The sequence below is a fragment of the Acidobacteriota bacterium genome (assembly GCA_028875575.1).
Classification (GTDB): domain Bacteria; phylum Acidobacteriota; class Terriglobia; order Versatilivoradales; family Versatilivoraceae; genus Versatilivorator.
Genome location: JAPPDF010000073.1, coordinates 1 through 17,134 on the forward strand (window position 1 = coordinate 1; position 17,134 = coordinate 17,134).

14 protein-coding genes are annotated in these 17,134 nt (G+C 62.0%); all 14 read right to left on the reverse strand.

All coding sequences use genetic code 11. The annotated features are described in order from the left end of the window. Positions 1-156 precede the first annotated feature (156 nt). Positions 157-1,671, reverse strand: coding sequence for a sodium/solute symporter (locus OXI69_10820; protein MDE2666636.1), 1,515 nt, complete (start codon positions 1,669-1,671; stop codon positions 157-159). A gap of 75 nt (positions 1,672-1,746) precedes the next feature. Further along, complete coding sequence (locus OXI69_10825; protein MDE2666637.1) at positions 1,747-3,270, reverse strand: sodium/solute symporter; 1,524 nt, start codon at positions 3,268-3,270, stop codon at positions 1,747-1,749. Between the two features lie 60 nt (positions 3,271-3,330). Beyond that, the gene (locus OXI69_10830; protein ID MDE2666638.1) at positions 3,331-4,215 is read right to left on the reverse strand and encodes a DUF1932 domain-containing protein; all 885 of its coding nucleotides are present in this window, start codon (positions 4,213-4,215) and stop codon (positions 3,331-3,333) included. Between the two features lie 11 nt (positions 4,216-4,226). Then, on the reverse strand, positions 4,227-5,261 hold the full coding sequence (locus OXI69_10835) for a Gfo/Idh/MocA family oxidoreductase (GenBank protein ID MDE2666639.1): 1,035 nt from the start codon (positions 5,259-5,261) through the stop codon (positions 4,227-4,229). Positions 5,262-5,341: 80 nt separating this feature from the next. Next, positions 5,342-6,520, reverse strand: a complete 1,179-nt coding sequence (locus OXI69_10840) for a Gfo/Idh/MocA family oxidoreductase (protein ID MDE2666640.1) — start codon at positions 6,518-6,520, stop codon at positions 5,342-5,344. 144 nt (positions 6,521-6,664) lie between these two features. Continuing rightward, the gene (locus tag OXI69_10845; GenBank protein MDE2666641.1) at positions 6,665-7,813 is read right to left on the reverse strand and encodes a Gfo/Idh/MocA family oxidoreductase; all 1,149 of its coding nucleotides are present in this window, start codon (positions 7,811-7,813) and stop codon (positions 6,665-6,667) included. Between the two features lie 10 nt (positions 7,814-7,823). Further along, a complete protein-coding gene (locus tag OXI69_10850; protein ID MDE2666642.1) occupies positions 7,824-8,792 on the reverse strand; it encodes a sugar phosphate isomerase/epimerase in 969 nt (322 codons plus the stop codon). An 82-nt stretch (positions 8,793-8,874) separates the two neighbouring features. Then, entirely contained in the window at positions 8,875-9,858 is a 984-nt protein-coding gene (locus OXI69_10855; GenBank protein ID MDE2666643.1) for an SMP-30/gluconolactonase/LRE family protein, read from the reverse strand. Between the two features lie 53 nt (positions 9,859-9,911). Beyond that, a complete protein-coding gene (locus tag OXI69_10860; protein MDE2666644.1) occupies positions 9,912-10,619 on the reverse strand; it encodes an MBL fold metallo-hydrolase in 708 nt (235 codons plus the stop codon). Continuing rightward, positions 10,610-11,626 (reverse strand): sugar phosphate isomerase/epimerase, encoded by a 1,017-nt coding sequence (locus OXI69_10865; protein ID MDE2666645.1) that lies wholly within the window; start codon positions 11,624-11,626, stop codon positions 10,610-10,612. Before OXI69_10865 ends, OXI69_10860 begins: the two co-directional genes overlap by 10 nt. A 59-nt stretch (positions 11,627-11,685) precedes the next feature. Beyond that, positions 11,686-12,405, reverse strand: coding sequence for an MBL fold metallo-hydrolase (locus OXI69_10870; protein ID MDE2666646.1), 720 nt, complete (start codon positions 12,403-12,405; stop codon positions 11,686-11,688). 68 nt (positions 12,406-12,473) lie between these two features. Then, positions 12,474-14,216: a cyclase family protein gene (locus OXI69_10875; GenBank protein ID MDE2666647.1), complete on the reverse strand. Its 1,743-nt coding sequence runs from the start codon at positions 14,214-14,216 to the stop codon at positions 12,474-12,476. Positions 14,217-14,555: 339 nt separating this feature from the next. Next, complete coding sequence (locus OXI69_10880; GenBank protein MDE2666648.1) at positions 14,556-16,052, reverse strand: M81 family metallopeptidase; 1,497 nt, start codon at positions 16,050-16,052, stop codon at positions 14,556-14,558. Positions 16,053-16,150: 98 nt separating this feature from the next. Next, a complete protein-coding gene (locus OXI69_10885; GenBank protein ID MDE2666649.1) occupies positions 16,151-17,134 on the reverse strand; it encodes an aldo/keto reductase in 984 nt (327 codons plus the stop codon).

A 17,134-nucleotide genomic window follows, 5' to 3' on the forward strand; every position in this document is an offset into this window, starting at 1 on the left:
TGAGGGGGAGTCGCAGAAGCCGAGCCGCAGGCGAAGGCTGATGCGGAGGGGGGCAATCGCGGCGCCACAAAGCAGCGCCGAATGGCGAAGGCTGATGCGGTGGGGGGCATGACTCGGCTCCGGATCGTGCGAGAGGACGGCCTGCCCCGGTATCGGCTACTTCCGAGACCGAAAAAGCCGAAACACCAGTTCACTGGGGGGCTGGCCGGGACCGCCCACCAGCCGGCTGGCGAGTTGGCCCGCCAGAAGCGTCGTACACACCCCGATGGGCGCATACCAGAGAAAGGAAACACTCGAGTAGAAGATGAACCCGGCCGTGGTCACGGTTCCCAGGAGCAGCCCCAGGAAGGCGCCCCTGGACTCGGTCGTGCGGGTGAGCATTCCCAGCAGAAAAACCCCCAGCATGGGGCCGGTGAAGCTGTCTACAATGGTGGCGGCGATTTCCACGATAGAACCCAGCTGCCCCACGTAACAGGCCAGCACGGTGACCAGGACTCCCAGGCCCAGGGTCAGCAGGCGCGAGAACGCCAATTCCACCGAACCCGGACCGGGCAACCAGGGCGAAATCCAGGCCAGAGACCAGCCGAACCGCTTGACGAAATCGTTCATGATGGCCGTGGTCACCGAATTAAGCCCCGAATCGATTGACGACATGGCCGCCGCCAGGATGGCCGCGATCATGATCCCCCGCAATCCGGCCGGCATCTGGCTGGCGATGAAATAGGGAAAGACCCGGTCTCCCTGGATGTCGGCCGGCAACTGACCCGGATTGAGATGGTAGAAGGCGAACAGGCCCAGTCCGATCGAGATCATCATCAGCCCCAGGGGGAATCCTCCGCCCATGTTCATGAGAAAGGACTTCTGCATCACCTTGAGGGAGCGGGCCGACAGGTATCGCTGCACGCTGACCTGGTCGGTGCCGTAGGTTCCCAGGTGAGCCACCAGTCCGCTCAGGAAGGCTCCCCAGGTGGTGATCCGAACGGTCGGGTCCAGCGACCAATCCAGGACTCGCGTTCTCCCCCCGGCTTCGGCAATGGTCCAGATTCCGGAAATCCCTCCAACCGCGGAACTCACCACCCACAGGGCCAGGATCGACCCGCAAAACAGCACGAAGAACTGGACCACGTCGGTCCAGATCACGGCTCGCATGCCGCCCAGGACGGTGTAGAGGGTGGCCACCACGCCCACCGCCACGATGGTTTCTATCAAGGCGAATCCGGTGACCGTGTGCAGCACCAGGGAGGGAACGTAAATGGCGGTGCCCATCCAGAGGATCCGCCACAGGATGAAGACGCTGCTGGCCAGAGACCGTACGGTGACGCTGAAGCGCTTTTCCAGGTACTCGTAGGCCGTGTAGACCTTGAGACGATGGTAGAAGGGCATGAACACGAAGATGACGACTACGGCGGAGGGAAAGGCGGCCAGCATCTGCACCGCGAACTCGGCGCCATGAGTGAAGTACTCCGACGGAGTCCCCATGTAGCTGATGGCGCTGTAGAGGCTGGCGATGGTGGATATGCCCAGGGGAAACCATCCCATGGAACGGCCGGCCAGGAAGTATTCACGGGTATCTTTCTGTCCCCTGCCCACCCAGACACCGATAGAGACCATGACCAGGAGATAGGCGAACAGCAGAAGGTAATCCAGGAAGGAAAACGGAGACACGGGCATGGATGTCTTGTCCGAGACGATCCTGTTTTTGCTCTGATTCAGCCGCCCCGTCGTGTGGGGCGGGCCCGTGGCTATTTAGAACCCGGGGATCCGGTAGACCAGGTCGGTGCGCCTGGTCGGGGGGCTCCCCTGCGCCATGCTGATGGCGTAGCCGACCACCAGGGTGGTGGCCAAGCCCACGGTGCCGTACCAGAGGAATGAGACAGTGGAATAGAAGATGAAATAGCTGGTGACCAGGCTTCCCACCAGCAGGCCCCAGAAGGCTCCCTGAGAATCGCATTTGCGGGTCAGCATTCCGAGCAGAAAGACGGCCGCCATGGGACCCGCAAAGCTGTTGACCAACTTGTTGGTGATCTCGATGATGGACCCCAGCCCACCCACGAAGCAGGCCAGCACGGTAACCGCCACACCCAGGCCCAGGGTCAACAGGCGGGAGAGCTTCAATTCCCTGGCGGCCACCTCAAGGGGCGCCTCTCCGGGAGACCATCTCATGATCCACCCGGGCTTCCAGTTGAATCTCTTGAAGAAATCGGTGATCAGGGCGGTGGTGCAGGAATTCAATCCGGAGTCGATGGACGACATGGCGGCCGCCAGGATGGCGGCAATCATCATGCCCCGGAGTCCAATGGGCATCTGGGTGGCGATGAAATAGGGAAAGACCCGATCGCCCTGAATCGCATCGGGCAAATTCTGCGGGTTGGTGGCGTAGTAGGCGAACAGTCCCAACCCGATCAGGATGATGAACCCCTTCATGACCAGGCCCGCACCCATGTTCAGGATGTAGGACTTCTGCATGATCGGAAGCGACCTGGCGGTCAGATATCGCTGCACACTGACCTGGTCGGCGCCATACATGCCGATGTGACCCACCAGCGACCCCATCACCGCTCCCCAGGTAGTCACTCTGATAGTGGGGTCCAGGGACCAGTCGAACAGACGGGTCCTGCCTCCCTGCTCGGCGAGCCTCCAGATTTCGCCCGTTCCCCCCGCATCCATTCCGATAATCCAAACGGCCAGCACCGAACCACCGATCAAAATGAAGAACTGGCAGACGTCAGTCCAGATGACCGCCCGCATGCCGCCGGCCACGGTGTAGAGCGTGGCCGCGATGCCGACCCCCAGGATGGTCTCCAGCAGGGGCATGCCGGTGACGGTGTGAAGCACCAGGGCCGGCACGTAAGTGGCCGTGCCCATCCACAGAATCCTCCAGAAGACGAACACTGCGCTGGCCAAGGTACGGACCTTCAGGTCGAATCGCTCCTCCAGGTATTCGTAGGCCGTGTAGACCTGGAGCCGGTGGTAGAATGGCATGAAGACATACATCACCACCGGAACCACCAGCACGATCGAGAGGGTCTGGCTGGCCATCTCCAGGCCATGGGTATAGTACTCCGCGGGCGCCCCCATGTAGGTGATGGCACTGTAGAGGCTGGCCAGGGTGGAGATGCCGACCGGAAACCAGCCCATGGAGCGGCCGGCCAGAAAGTATTCCTTGGTGTCTTTCTGACCGCGGCCGACCCAAACGCCGATGGCGACCACCAGAACCAGGTAGGTGGTCAGAGCCACGTAGTCCAGCGCTGAAAAAACTGAGGTGTTCACGGATTTCCCCAGAGAAATTGAGCTACGACACCGGTGAGCGGTCGGCAGCTGCAGACCGGATCAGGGCTTGGGCTTCAAGCTTTCGGCCAGTTTGGATACGGTTTGCGGGAGCGTTCGGTCCCGATCCAACGTATCCGTTCGCTCCCCTCCCAAGTCGCTCTCCGCGATCATTCTGAAGACCTCAGCCGCCCCGGAGTGGATGTCCGGGGTGACACCGACGCTCCCGAAGGTTCGGGCAATCTCCTCCATTTCGGCGATCCAGCGGAAGGCCTTGGCCGGCACCCGCCTGACCTGCTCCATGGCCTTGAGCTTCTGGCCCTGGCTGTAGGCAAGCTCCGACCTCAGCTCGTCCGAGAGCCCCAGAGCCTCGGCGCTGGTGAGCACGGCCGCGTGAAGCGCCAGGGTTCCCTTGGTGAGCCCGGCATAGCACATCTTGATGGCCGAAGCCCGTCCAATCTGGCTGCCGATCCACTTGACGGCAATCCCTCGACCATCGAGCTGACCCATGGCATCCGCATTGGAGCCGGAGACATAAAAGCGGGGAGGCTGCCCCTGCCCAGGAGGAGGGCCGATGATGGAGGCGTCCAGATAGCGACCGCCGGCCGCGGAGATGATGCCTTGGATCCGACTGGAGGTCGCCGGGGAGATCGCGTTGCAGTCGGCAAAAACCGGGCGGCAGCCGGTGTTGCTCACGGCCTTGGCCACTGCTTCGGCCAGCGCCACCGCTGCCTCGGGCACCAGAATGGAAAGAATGAGGTCGGCCTGCTCTGCCAGCGCTTCCAGGCTGGGCACGGTCCTGAACCCAGCAAGCTCCGCCATCCGGCAGGTGCGAGGGCTGCGGCCCGACAGGCAGGTCATCACCTCCAGGCCACTGGCCCGAAACTCCCGTCCCACGGCATGGCCCATGTCTCCGGGACTCAGAATGGCAATGCGTTGGATCTGCAGCGGAACGCCCCCTAGAGTTCCACCGGTCGGCCTTCCCGGGCCGACCGATTGAGCGCCGTGATGGCAGCCACGTTGGCGCGGCTGTCTTCCAGGGTAACCACCGGATCGGCGCCGTCCAGAACGGTGGCCGCCATGGATTCGACTTCGTCCTGATAGGCGTTGACGTCGGCGAAGACCCTCCTCTCGGTCCTGCGATTGTCGAGGCCGTCGCCGAAGGTGGAAGACTCCTTGATTCCGGCCTCGCTGACCAGGCGCACGGTGGCCGGCTGATTCTCGCGATTGACCCAGGGAAGATCCAGATGGAGATACCCGGCGGTTCCGAGCAGGTCGGCGTCGACCTGGGTGAATGAAGCAAAGCTGGAGAAGAAGTGAAAGAAGGTTCCTTTCGGAAATCTCAGATGGCCTGAAAAACTCAGGTCGATTCCGGTGGGTCCGGTGACTTCGACGGCACGAACCTCCACCGGTTCGGCCTGTAGCACGGTACGGGCGAAGCTGACGCAATAGCTGCCCAGGTCCCAGACCGATCCGCCGCCCATGGCGGGGTCCAGGCGGATGTCCCCGGGACGTTCCAGGGTGAAGGTAAATAGGCCGCGGCCCATGCGAACCTCACCGATGGCGCCCTGAGCGATCAGGTCGCGCACATAGGAAGTTTGGGAGTGAAACCGCATCATGGTGGCTTCCTGGATGGTGACTCCGCAACGGCCGGCGGCCTCCAGGAGCTGGTCCACCTCTTCGACGGACAGGGCCAGCGGCTTTTCACAGAGCACGTGCTTTCCGGCTTCGGCGCAACGGAGAGACCACTCGGTGTGCAGCCCGTTGGGCAGAGAAATGTAGACCACGTCAATGTCGGGATCCGCCAACATCTCTTCATAGCTGCCGTAGGCCTTGGAAATGCCGTGTTCTTCGGCATAGCGATCGGCCGTATCCTGACTGCGGCTGGCTACCGCGATCAGCTTGTTTCGTTCCGACCGCTTCAGGCAGGGGATCAAGCGCTCATTGATACGGGCCGTGCTCAACAGGCCCCAGCGGGCTCGTTTATCGCCCATCCGTATACCTCACTAAGTATTTGTTAAATAAGGAGAGTAGATAATCACTGTTCATGTAGTTTCTTAGATAACTGGTCTGGTCAGTCCCGTCTAAGACTTCGGACCTCTTCCCAGCATTGGGACTTCCAGGATCGCTGCATGGCCTCCTGGACCTCGGCCACGGCCAGGGCTTCCCTGAATCCCGGCTCCCCCTGCTTTCGGCTGGCCACCGAGTTGAGGAACTCCACCGCCTCGATCAACTTGAGGTCATCGTAGCTCATGCTGATGGCCGGACCGGAGTAGAACTGCACGTAGGAGGGATGGTCGGGACTACTTTGAATCACGGTGGTCCCGTCACGCTCGGTGGCGCTGTCGGGCAGATGGAGCTGAAGCTCATTCATGCGCTCGAAGTCCCACTTCAATGCTCCCCGGGTTCCGTTCAGCTCAAAGGCCATTTCACAGCCGGGCCCCTTGATCACCCGGCAGGCTTCGAAGGTCCCCCGGGCTCCGTTGCCGAACTCGACCAGCGCGCTCACGTAGTCTTCGTTGGTGACCGGCCCCTTGGGGTCATCGGCCGAGCCTGTGGAAAAGTGGGTGCCGGACCCCTTGGGGACCAGAGGGCGTTCGGTGATGAATGTGTGGCTGGTGCTGGTCAGGCGCTTCACCGGTCCGACTATGGAGTGGGCCATGTCGGCCACGTGGGAAATGAGGTCGCCCAGGGTGCCGGTGCCCGACCATTCCTTCTGAAATCGCCAGGAGAGAACTCCATTGGGATCCCTGCCGTAACCCACCAGAAAACGACCGCGATAGTGGGTCACCTCCCCAAGCTTGCCCTCCTGAACGAGCTTGCGGGCGTATTGGACCAGCGGGGCCCAGCGGTAGTTGTAACCGACCCAGCTGATGACGTTGGCCCGGCGCGCGATCCCCTCGATTTCGGCAGTCTGCAGTGGCCCCATGCCCACCGGCTTCTCGCAGAAAATGTCCTTGCCGGCCGCCGCGGCCGCGCTCACGACCTCCAGGTGCAGGTGGTTGGGCGAGGCGACGCTGATGGCCTGAACGGAGTCGTTTTCGATGACCTCTGTCCAGTCGGTGGTCCGCTGCTCGAATCCGAAGCGTTCCTGTCCGTCCCTGGCCCGCGCTTCCACTTCGTCGGCGCAGATGACCAGGCGGGGACGAATCCCCGTGTCCCGGAACCGATCCGCCACCTGGCCATAGACGCGGCTGTGCACGTTACCGACCCAGCCCATGCCGATGACTCCAATACCGATTTCATGTGCCATCACGACTCCTTACATGCAGTGGATAGTGGATAGTGGTCAGTGGTCAGCCGCTCCTCCGCCCTGGCGGGCGGATCATACTAGAGTGAAACAGGTTTGTGTCAGTTGCTGAACGCGTCGATTAATTAGCTATCCACTAATCACTGATCACTGACCACTGACCACTTCCTCCCACTGATTCGACTCCCAGGAACGCTCCACCGCCGTATGCACGGCAGCCACCGCGGCGGCTTCCCGAACGCCCGGTGTCGCCTGCTTTTCCTCCAGAATCGACTTGACGAAACGGGAGGCCTCGATGGTTTTCAGGTCCTCGTATCCCAGGCTGGTACCCTGTCCCGGATTGAAGTGCCCGTGAAACGGATATTCGGGGTTGCTGAACAAGCGGGTATAACCCTGCCGGAGCGGTTCCCTTCCCGGATTCACATAGACCTGCAGCTCGTTCATTCGCTCGAAATCCCAGACAACCGAGCCGGTGGTGCCATTCACCTCGAATTTCAACTCCTGTTGCGGACCGGTGATGACGCGGCAGGCTTCGAAGCTTCCCCGGGCGTCGTTCTCGAACTGAACCAGGCCCCCCACATAGTCCTCGTTGGTGACTGTCTGGCGCGGCAGGGGGGGAACCTGTCCGCCCGCCCTGGGGCGGCTACCGATCCAGGTCTTTCGATTGGCCACTACCCGCTTGATGGGGCCCACCAGAAAGTGGCCCAGGTCGGTGGTATGCGAGAGCATGTCGTTCAACACGCCGGTCCCGGAGACGGATTGATCGAAGCGCCAGGAAATGGCTTCCTCCGGATTGCGGGCATAGCCTTCGAAATAGCGGCTGCGGAAATGCGTGATATCACCGAGGTAGCCCGCCCGGATGAGCTGCCTGGCGTATTGAACCATGGGCGCCCAACGGTAGTTGAAACCCACCAGGCTCAGGACGCCGGACTCCTCAACCACCCTCTGAATGGCTACCGTCTCCCGCGGAGTCCTGCCAACCGGCTTCTCGCAGAGGACGTGCTTGCCCGCCCGGGCTGCCGCGCTCACGATGGCCAAGTGGCTGTCATTGGGAGTGGTCACGCTCAGCGCCGCGATCCGATCGTCCTCGATCAGCGAGGACCAGTCGGTAGTGTGGCCCTCGAATCCGTGCCGGGAGGCTCCTTCCCGAGCCCGCTCGGCTACGGCATCGGCACAGCAGACCAGACGCACCTCCGCCTCCAGTTCCGGAAAGCGGTCTCTTAGCTGGCGATAGGCCCGGCTGTGGGTGTGTCCCATCCACCCCATGCCGATGACGCCCACACCCAATGAGTTCATGGTAGCCCGACTATAGCCAGGGTGGGTTTTCCTCGGGCATGGTCCTGATGAGGAGAGGCTTGAGGAACTCGACGCTCTTGATGATGCCTTCCGGCGCGCTCATCAGGGAATCCTCGTGCTCGATGCTCAGGACGCCATCGTAACCGACCGATCGCAAGGCGCTGAGGAATTCGCGCCACCACAGCTCTCCGTGGCCGAACCCCAGGGTCCGGTATCCCCAGGACCTCTCCAGCACCAGGTGCATGGGCGTCAGGTCTATTCCGCCGCTCAAGGCCATCTTGTGCCGGTCGATGCGGGTGTCCTTGGCATGCACGTGGAAAACGAAGTCGGGACCCAGGTTCTGAACCACCCAGCTCGGTTCCATCCCCTGGTAGAACAGGTGGCTGGGATCCAGGTTGGCCCCCACCGAGGGACCGGCGATCTCGCGCAGCCGCAGCAGCCCGGGGGTGTTGAAGACCGACTGCCCGGGGTGCATCTCGATGGCGACACGGACTCCGTGGTCGGCCGCATGCCGGCCAACCTTCTTCCAGAAAGGTGTCAGGACTTCATCCCACTGCCACTCGAGAAGATCCAGGAATTCCTGCTGGAAGCTGTGGGCCACCCAGTTGGGATAGGGCGTGCCGGAGGGATCGCCCGGGCAGCCGCTCATGGCGACCACCGTATCCACTCCCAACTTGTCAGCCAGGTCAATGCAATTGAAGAGGTCCTGGCCGTGTTTCGTGCCTCTTTCCGGGTTGGGGTCCACCGGATTCCCGTTGCAGTTCAAGGCGCTCACGACCAGATTGCGGCTGTCGACGGCAGCCTTGAATTCCGAGCGCGCCCCCGCATCGGACAGCAACAGGTCGGCGTCGCAGTGGGTAGCCTTTGAAAATCCCCCGGTGGCGATTTCAACGGCTTCGATGCCCTGCTCCACCACCCAATCCAGTGCGGCAGGAAGGGACATGTCGGGAAGTCCGTCGGTAAATAGGCCTATTTTCATGTTGGGCTCCTGGATTGGAATGCTGGTTATGTTCTACTGAACTCATTCAGGGACGGGACATCCTCCCTGCCTGGCCGGCCTCCTACTGCCCGGCTCCCGGATCCAACGGGGGAAATAGACTGTAACCAGGCACGTTGATGCCGATCTTGAAGAGGCTCTTGCCGGCGGTAACATAAAGGGTTTTCTTGTCGCTCCCTCCAAAGGTCATGTTGGTCACCACGTCTTCCGGGATGGGTATCCTGTCCAATAGCCTGCCCCGAGGAGAAATCACGTAGATCCCAGCCGGGTTGACATTGGATTCTCCCTCCCGCTTCGGCAAGGTAATTCCGGCAGCCGTCCACAGGTTTCCTTGCATATCAACGCGTAGACCGTCACCGGGTCGCCCCACACCGAAGTCGTAGACCAGCCTTTGTCCGGAAACCGCGCCCCCGGGACTGAGCTCAAACCCCCAGATTTTTCGGGCTCCGCCCGGACTGATGTTGTAATCCGCCACATAGAGAAAACGGTCGTCCGGACTGACCGCGATCCCGTTGGGTTGCTGGATTGCAGGCTGCTCCAATATTCTGGAGACTCTTCCGTCGCAGTCCAGGCGATAGACGGCTTCGACATCCATCTCCATGGTGGAACGGTCGCCATAACAGGGATCGGTGAAATAGATACGCCCCTTTCGGTCGATGGCCAAGTCGTTGGGGCTATTGTAACGCCGACCATCAAATCGCTCCGTCAACACCTCGACCTGGCCGGTTTCCAGATCGGTGCGTACGATCCGACGACGGCCACCCGACCCCATTTCGCAGCCCTCGCAACTGACCAGCCTCCCTCGGCTGTCGAACAGGTTTCCGTTGGTCCTGCCGCTGTCCGCCCTGAAGACGGAGAGCTGCCCGTCCGCCGCACGCTTCATCACTCGATTGTTGATGATGTCGCTGAAGTAGACGCTGCCGTCGGAGTGGTACGCCGGTCCCTCGGCAAAGGCGATGGTTGCGGCCCGGCTCAGCCGGGCACCGGTGTTCAGGAAACGCCGGGGCGACGGCAGGCAGGCTCGATCCGCCGGGTTTGGTTCCGACATTTCCCTTGATCGGGCTGCATTCATGGTGGCACCGGAGCGTCCGGAGTGTTTCCTCAGCACTGGTGTCTTCTGGGATCGGCGGAAGCCTCCAGCACCAGGATGGCCGGCTTCTTCCATCCCGCCGGTCCCGATGAGAGCCGTACGGTTGTGGACCGCGTATGGATCAAGGGGTCGGCGGGGCGGGTCTTCAGGAAATCACCCAGGGGGCGCATCCTGCTGGGCCACCACAGCAAGAAGTGCATGGGGATGATCCATCGCGGTCTCAATTGGTCGATAAGACTCGACAGCTCTTCCAGAGTCAGCGTGTTGGCCTGACCGGCGATGGCCAGCAGGACATCGCACTTGCCCTCGAAGATCGACAGTTCCGCCGGGCTGAGGCCATAGCCCAGATCCCCCAGATGCAGAATCCAGAGATCCTCAACCTTGAGGGCGTAGAGCGCGTTGTCCTTGGGACTGCCGCTTTCGTGAAGGGGCGATTCGGCCGCGCCCAGTGGAACCAGCGGGTTGCCGTCCACCTCGGCTTGGCGGTCTTCGCGCACCAAGTCCAGGGCGTTGATGACTTCCGGGGTTCCGTGGATCAGCCCGGGATCTCCGTGCGCCAGGTCATCCAGGGAGCTGACAATGGCCAGGTCCCCCTGGATGGCCGGTCCGGCCGGCAAACCCAGGCGGGTCGGAGAAAAGGGATCGGTGACGATGACCGGGCCGCCGTCCCGCCAGATGCGAAAACAGGCATGGCCAACCCACTCGATGTTCACGGCCACTCGATGTCATCCTCCGTAATCTGGTGGAATCCTGCCAGTTCCCACCAGCCGGTCCCTTTCCCGGGCGGCGGTCCCATCACCAGGGGCTTGAGGAACTGGATGGACTTTTCCAATCCCTCCCGCACATCCATGTAGTCGCACTCCATCTCGACCGAGAGGGCTCCCTCATATCCGATGAAGCGCAAGGTGGTGATGAAATCGCGCCAGAACCGCCGATCGTGGCCCCAGCCGATCAGGTTGAAGGTCCAGGACCGCTTTTCTGGGTTGGACGGGGTCTGGGTGGTGTCCAGCAATCCCTGCAGCTTCAGGTTGCGGGGCTCCATGCGGGTATCCTTGATATGGACGTGCAGGAGCCGATCCCCCAGGTAGGCGATGGTTTCCAGCACGTCTATGTGCTGGACGAAGAGATGTGACGGATCCAGGTTGCATCCCACAATCGGTCCGATGGCTTCCCGCAACTTCATGACCGTCACCGGTGTGTGCACGATGTCGCCGATCCAGGGCTCGAAAGCCAGGCGGCAGCCGTGATCGCGGGCAACGGCGGCGTGTTCCCGCCAGAAAGGAATGACCCGCTCCTCCCACTGCCAGCGCAGAATGGCCCGGTTGCGGGCATTGGTGGGGTCCACCACCCAACAGGGGCAGGAATCTCCGGGCGCTCCCGGCGGGCTGCCCGCGTTCAATGTCAACAGATCCACCCCCGTGGCCTCGGCCAGGCGGCAGACTCTGCGAAAGTGCTCGGAGTATTGCCTGGCTTCCGCCGGGTCGGGCGAGAGTCCGTTTCCGTGAGCCGAATAGGCGCTGATGGTAAAGCCGTGGTCATCCAGCGCGCCCTTCCAGCGCTTTAACGCTTCAGGGTCGGACAGCAGTTTTGGAAGGTCGCAGTACTTTCGGCTGGCTTCCCCCAAGCAGGCGATCTCGATCATCTCGACGCCCTGCTTTTGGGCGAAATCCAAGCCTTCCTCGAAATCGAAGGGCAGCAGGAAAAGCGTGTTGACACCGATTTTCACTTCTTACCTCCTCCCGGGGACCCGGTACGGGCCTGGGTGCATTCCGGGCTTCCATCCAATCAATCTTCCAGACCGACAGTGGGTTGGTATCCGCTGGGCTCGAGGGCGACGATGGTTGGGCGGTCCAGAACCGGCAGGTCGATGGGAAATTCGACTACCGAAGACCTGGGAAAGATCAGGGGGTCCTCCCGGCGGCGGTCCAGGAATTCCCGCAGGGGTCGCATGGGTCCCGACACCGGAGGCAGCGCGAAATGCATGGGAATGATCCACCTGGGTTTGAGATGATCGATCATCGCATCCAGATCCGGCAGGGACAAGGTGTTGTACTGACCCACGATGGCGAGCATGACCTCGCATCGCCCTTCGAAGGGAGCCACTTCCTCCCGCGGCAGCCCATATCCGAGATCGCCCATGTGCATGACCCACACCCCTCCCACCTGCAGGGCATAGAGGGCGTTGTCCTTGGGGCTTCCACTGTCGTGAATGGGCGATTCGGCTGCCCCTACAGTTACCAGCGGGCTGCCGTCGACTTCAACTTCCAATCCCTTCTCGACCACATCCAGAGCATCGATGACTCTCCGACGTCCCCGCACCAGCTCGGGGTATCCGTGGGCGTCGTCGGTCAGTGAGCTGACGATGACGGTATTGCCATCGACCCTGGCCGCATCCTCCGGCAAGTAGACGGTCTTGGGCGTGTAGGGGTCCATGACGATGACCGGTCCCCCCTCCCGCCAGACCCGAAAGCAGGCATGTCCTACCCATTCCACCTTTACCGACATAATCCCTCCAGCTTGGCTTTGGCCCGGGGAAGGAACGCCAGCCCCGGAAGTCTCCGTTTCTCGAAGACTCAATACAGGGCCAGGGCTCTGCCCGGACCTCCATGACTGTCTCGGATCTTGATGGGTGCGAAGATGAAGTAGGCTCGTTGCGGCACCTCGCCGAGCCCGATCAAGGATTCGACCCCCACCAGCCCGCGGCTCCCCAGCGCCCAGTAGGTCATCAAGGCCCGGCGGGGCTCGGCGCCTCCCAACGTGGGACCGTCGGTGCCGACGCAACGGATCCCCTTCTCGGCCAGGTAGACGACGGCCTCCGGTCCCGGCGCCGGCCATCCTTCGCTGCGGCCGTTCAACGGATCTGCCATGAACCGGTTGCCTTCAGGGAAAGGCTTGAAATAGCGGTCGCTGTAACCGCTGCGGAAAATGACGATCTCCCCCTTCTTGAGAGGTCCATGCTTGGCCTCATACTCCTGAATGACCTCAGGAGTGATTTCCGGGGAGGCTGGCCACTGATCCTTGGAGGTGGACCCGATCAGATGTTGCACGTCGATGACCCGAGCCCAACCGCAAGTCTGGGAAAGCGGCACCTGTTCCGTGGTCACCCGACTGGTCCCCCTCTTCCCGAAACGCCGTTCGTAGGCCGCCAGCCACTGCCGCACCTCCGGCGCGTATGTCTGGTTGTCGAAACCGGGCGGGGGCAGGGCGTAGGCCGGCGGCACCAGGTGGGTGCCGGTATGACTGTCCAGGTGGTGGAGCTTCATCCCGTAGGGGGGGATGATATTCCGCAGATAGGGATGACGGTTGTTGCCGACTCCCCTGCCGGGCCACCAAACCGGGAGATTGTCGGCCAGCAGCACCGACAGGTCGATGACCCGCTTGTTCCTGGCCGACTCGATCAACTGCCCGGCCAAGGGCTGGCCCACGATGGCGAATGCCCTGGATTCGGCGCCGATCCCCTGGGAATGCTTGAGGCCGACGGTACAGTAGAGGGCCCCGGTTGTCGGCAGCTTCCCCAGGCGGGTCGCTCCTTCAGTCCAGATCATTCCGTGCTTGAGACCGGCATAGTGAGTCTCCTCGGCGATGGGTCCCGGGATCGGCCCCATGCTGGGGCTGTCGGTGCCGAGCGTCATCACTTTTCGGGTCGCCAGGTACTCCATGCACTGGGGAGTGGGGTCGGGCCAACCCGGCGTCCTGCCCTCCAGGGGATCGGCGACGAATCCACGTCCCGACGGAAAGGGACGGTAGTAGCGGTCGCTGAAACCGCTGTAGAAGAGCACCGCATCGCCAAGTCCCAGGGGGCGGTGCCGCTGTTCCCAGGCCTGCACGTGCCTGGCTTCGACCAGGGAGCTGTGGCCATTGGGTGCGCTGTCGAGCAGTTCCCGAATGTCGATGACGCAGGCTTCTCCCACAAACTGCCAGGCCGGCACCTTGTCCCCGGTTACCAGGCCGTAGGGCCCGGCGTTGGGTTTCCCGGAATCGGGGGGCGCCACTGAATGGGTCGGTCCGTCGAACTGGGTGCCCACGTTCTCATCCAGCGTCAGAATATCCGAGTTGTAGGCGCTGAGCGGACCGATCCGCCGGTAGTGGTTGATCTGAAATCCCGGCCCGGCGCCGGGCCAACTGCAGGGGAACTCTGGGGCAACCATGAGGGAAAGGTCGACGAACTCCGGCCCCGGGTGCTTATCGGCCTGAATCCGCCCCGGCTGCAAACTCCAGGCCAGGCATCCCAGGATCACCAGAGTGAAGAAGACGGCCTTCGCCGACAGTGAAGGGCGGGACGAAGAACAAGGACTCGAAAACCGTTTAGGGCGCATCGATTCAAACCTCGCGGGGACTCGCTGTCAGAGGGACAACCGACTTGCTTTGACTGGCGTTCAGGGCTGCTAACCTTATCAATATCGGAAAGCCCATTGCAACCGATGGAACGGAGAGTGAAGTTTGAAGTGTGAAGTGAGAAGGGTGAAGTTTGATGGGTGAAGGGTGGAGAGTGAAGAGTGATCTGATTGGAGCATTAATCACCTTGCTGATCTCGGTCCTGATGCTTAAAGTGCAACCACGTCACAAGGCGCTTGTCTGCTCCTCAAACCCTCCGCCGTCCACCTCTTCACACCTCAAACTTCCAACTTCATACTTCACACTCCTCACTTCTCACTTCAAACTTCATTACTCGGATACTGCGCTTCCAACTCCAGTGGATAGAGCGGGCGCCGGCGGCGGTGGTAGGTGAAACTGGCCGGATTCACGCAGGTGGCCCCCGGCGTGTCCACCAGGATGGTCCGGGCCGCGACCGGATTGTAGGCGGCTCTGGGGGCAATCACACCCTTGGCCACCAGGATCTTCTTGGATTCCGGCTTGATTCCCAGGCTCTTGACCTGCTCCAGGCTCACCGGAGCCATCTTCACGCTGGTCAGCACCAGGGTGTGCTGCTCGGGGGTCTCTACGACCGCCGTCACCCCCTGGTCGAAGGAACCCCAGCCTCCATGCCTCACTTCCGGTTCCTGAAAGATGCCATCCGAGATCATCCGCACCCGGCCCTGAATGGGGACCGGGGAGCCGTGCCGGTCATCGGTCTTGGCTCCGACCTCCAGCTTCACCGGGTTGCGAACCCCGGCTTCCACGCAGCGGGCCACCGACCCGGCATCGAACAGGACCACCATGGCATTGGAGGCTTTCTGGGCCACGATTTCGGCCAGCACGACGGTGGAGTCTCCCGGACTTCCGCCGCCGACGTTGTCACCGATATCCATCAGCACCACCGGGGCCTCGGGGACCCGCATGGCCATGGCCACCGCCTCGGCCGCATCGGGCAGGTCGGCCTGGAATTCCTCCCGCCGGTCCCAGGCCCGTTGGGCCATCCAGCGCGCCGCCTTGCGGGCCAGGTCTCGGTCGCGGTCAGCCACGGCCAGAAAGCTGGCCCCGAATTCCTCCACGTCCGAGTAGGAAAATCCCATGGCCACGCTGGCGGACAGAATTCCCTGCCACCGCAAGACCGACTCAACATCCTCGTACAACCCCTTGGACGGATTCTCGTCCGTGTACTGCTTGGCGATGCTGATGATCAGTGGCGGGCATTCGAGGGCTTGCACCGGTCGAATCTCTCCCCGCAGCGTCCGGCCGAGCAATGAAGCGGCTTCCAGTCCTCGGGTTTTCTGGTCCAGATGGGGATTGGAACGATAAATGGTGGTGGCGTCGGTACTGGCCGCCATTCCCGGAGAAACGTTGGCATGCAGGTCCAGCGTCATGACGACGGGGACATCCGGCCCCACGATTTCCCGCAACCTCCGAGCCATCTCGCCGTCGGCGTCGGGGAATTCCTCCGACACGGTGGCCCCGTGCAATGCCAGATAGAGGCCGTCCAGGGGCAGGGCCGCCTTCAGAGCCTCGACCGTCTCATCCGCTATGGCGTCGAAGGTCTCCCGGACTATGGTGCCGCTCGGCATGGCGAAGGCCGCCACAAGCGGAACGGGCTCCAAACCGTTGGATTGGGCGCCCTCCAGAAAGCCACTCAGTTCGTGATTGCCTCCGGTCCAGCGCTCTATCAGCCCCCTGCCCCGGGTCAGGCTGACCTGTTCAAAGTGCTTGTAGGTGGTGGGGGTGACTGCAAAGGTATTGGATTCATGGATAAATCCCATAACACCAACGCGTTTCATTAGATGTACGCCTCCCTTTCGTCCTTATGGTGTCAAACTGTCCGGGAATTCCGACAGGCCTTTGCCGGAAATACCACAGTACGCACAACCATCCTTGCTTAGTCCCAGGAGTTCATTTCCACCATCCATTCAGGCGGGAAATCCATCTCCAGGGACTGCAAGGCATTGTCCAGATGGCCGGTGTGGCGAGCTCCGATCAGCACGGAGTCGACCCCCTCCCGCTTGAGGACCCACCCCATGGCCAGTTGAACCATGGAAAGACCCGTTCGGTCCGCCATCTGCCGAAGTTGCTCGACGACCCGAAAGCTGCGCGGGTGGAAATAGACGTCCACGTGGCCGGGAATCACGTCGAAGCGGGTGCCCTTGGGAATCTCGGCCTGATCGGCCGTGTACTTTCCGGCCAGGAATCCCGCCCCCAGCGGACTGTAGGTCACCACCCCGACCTCCTGCCGTTGACACAGGGGCAGCAGATCCGTCTCGATCTCGCGGCGAGCCAGATTATAGATGGGTTGAATGACCCCGAGGCGGGGCAAGCCCGTCCGACGACTCAGTCCGAGAGCTTCCGACAGTTGCGCGTCGGAGAAATTGCTGCATCCGCTGCAGCGAATCCTGCCGTCCTTCTCTCCTCGATCCAGCGCCGCCAAACCTTCTTCCAACGGGACGCCGGGATCATACTTGTGGAACAGGTAGAGATCAATGTAGTCGGTCTGGAGACGACGCAGGCTGGCTTCCAGGGCCTCCTCTACTTCCTGCCGGCTCTTGTTGGCCGATACCTTGGTCTGAATGGTGACCCGGGAGCGCACCCCCCGGGATTTCAGCCAACGGCCCAGAATTTTCTCCGAGGAGTACATTTCGCCGCTCACCTCGCGCACGTCCTCGACTCCCAGGTTGTCGCGCCGATATTCTCGGGCCTGCCCGCCGCCGTAGGCCTCAGCGGTATCGAAAAGGGTAATGCCGCGTTCCAGGGCAGCGTCCATGATCTGAAACGAGGTGGCCTCGTCAATTTCCCTACCGAATGTGGCGCAGCCCAGGCCGAGTCGGCTGACCACGATGCCGCTGCGGCCCAATGACCTCATTTCCAT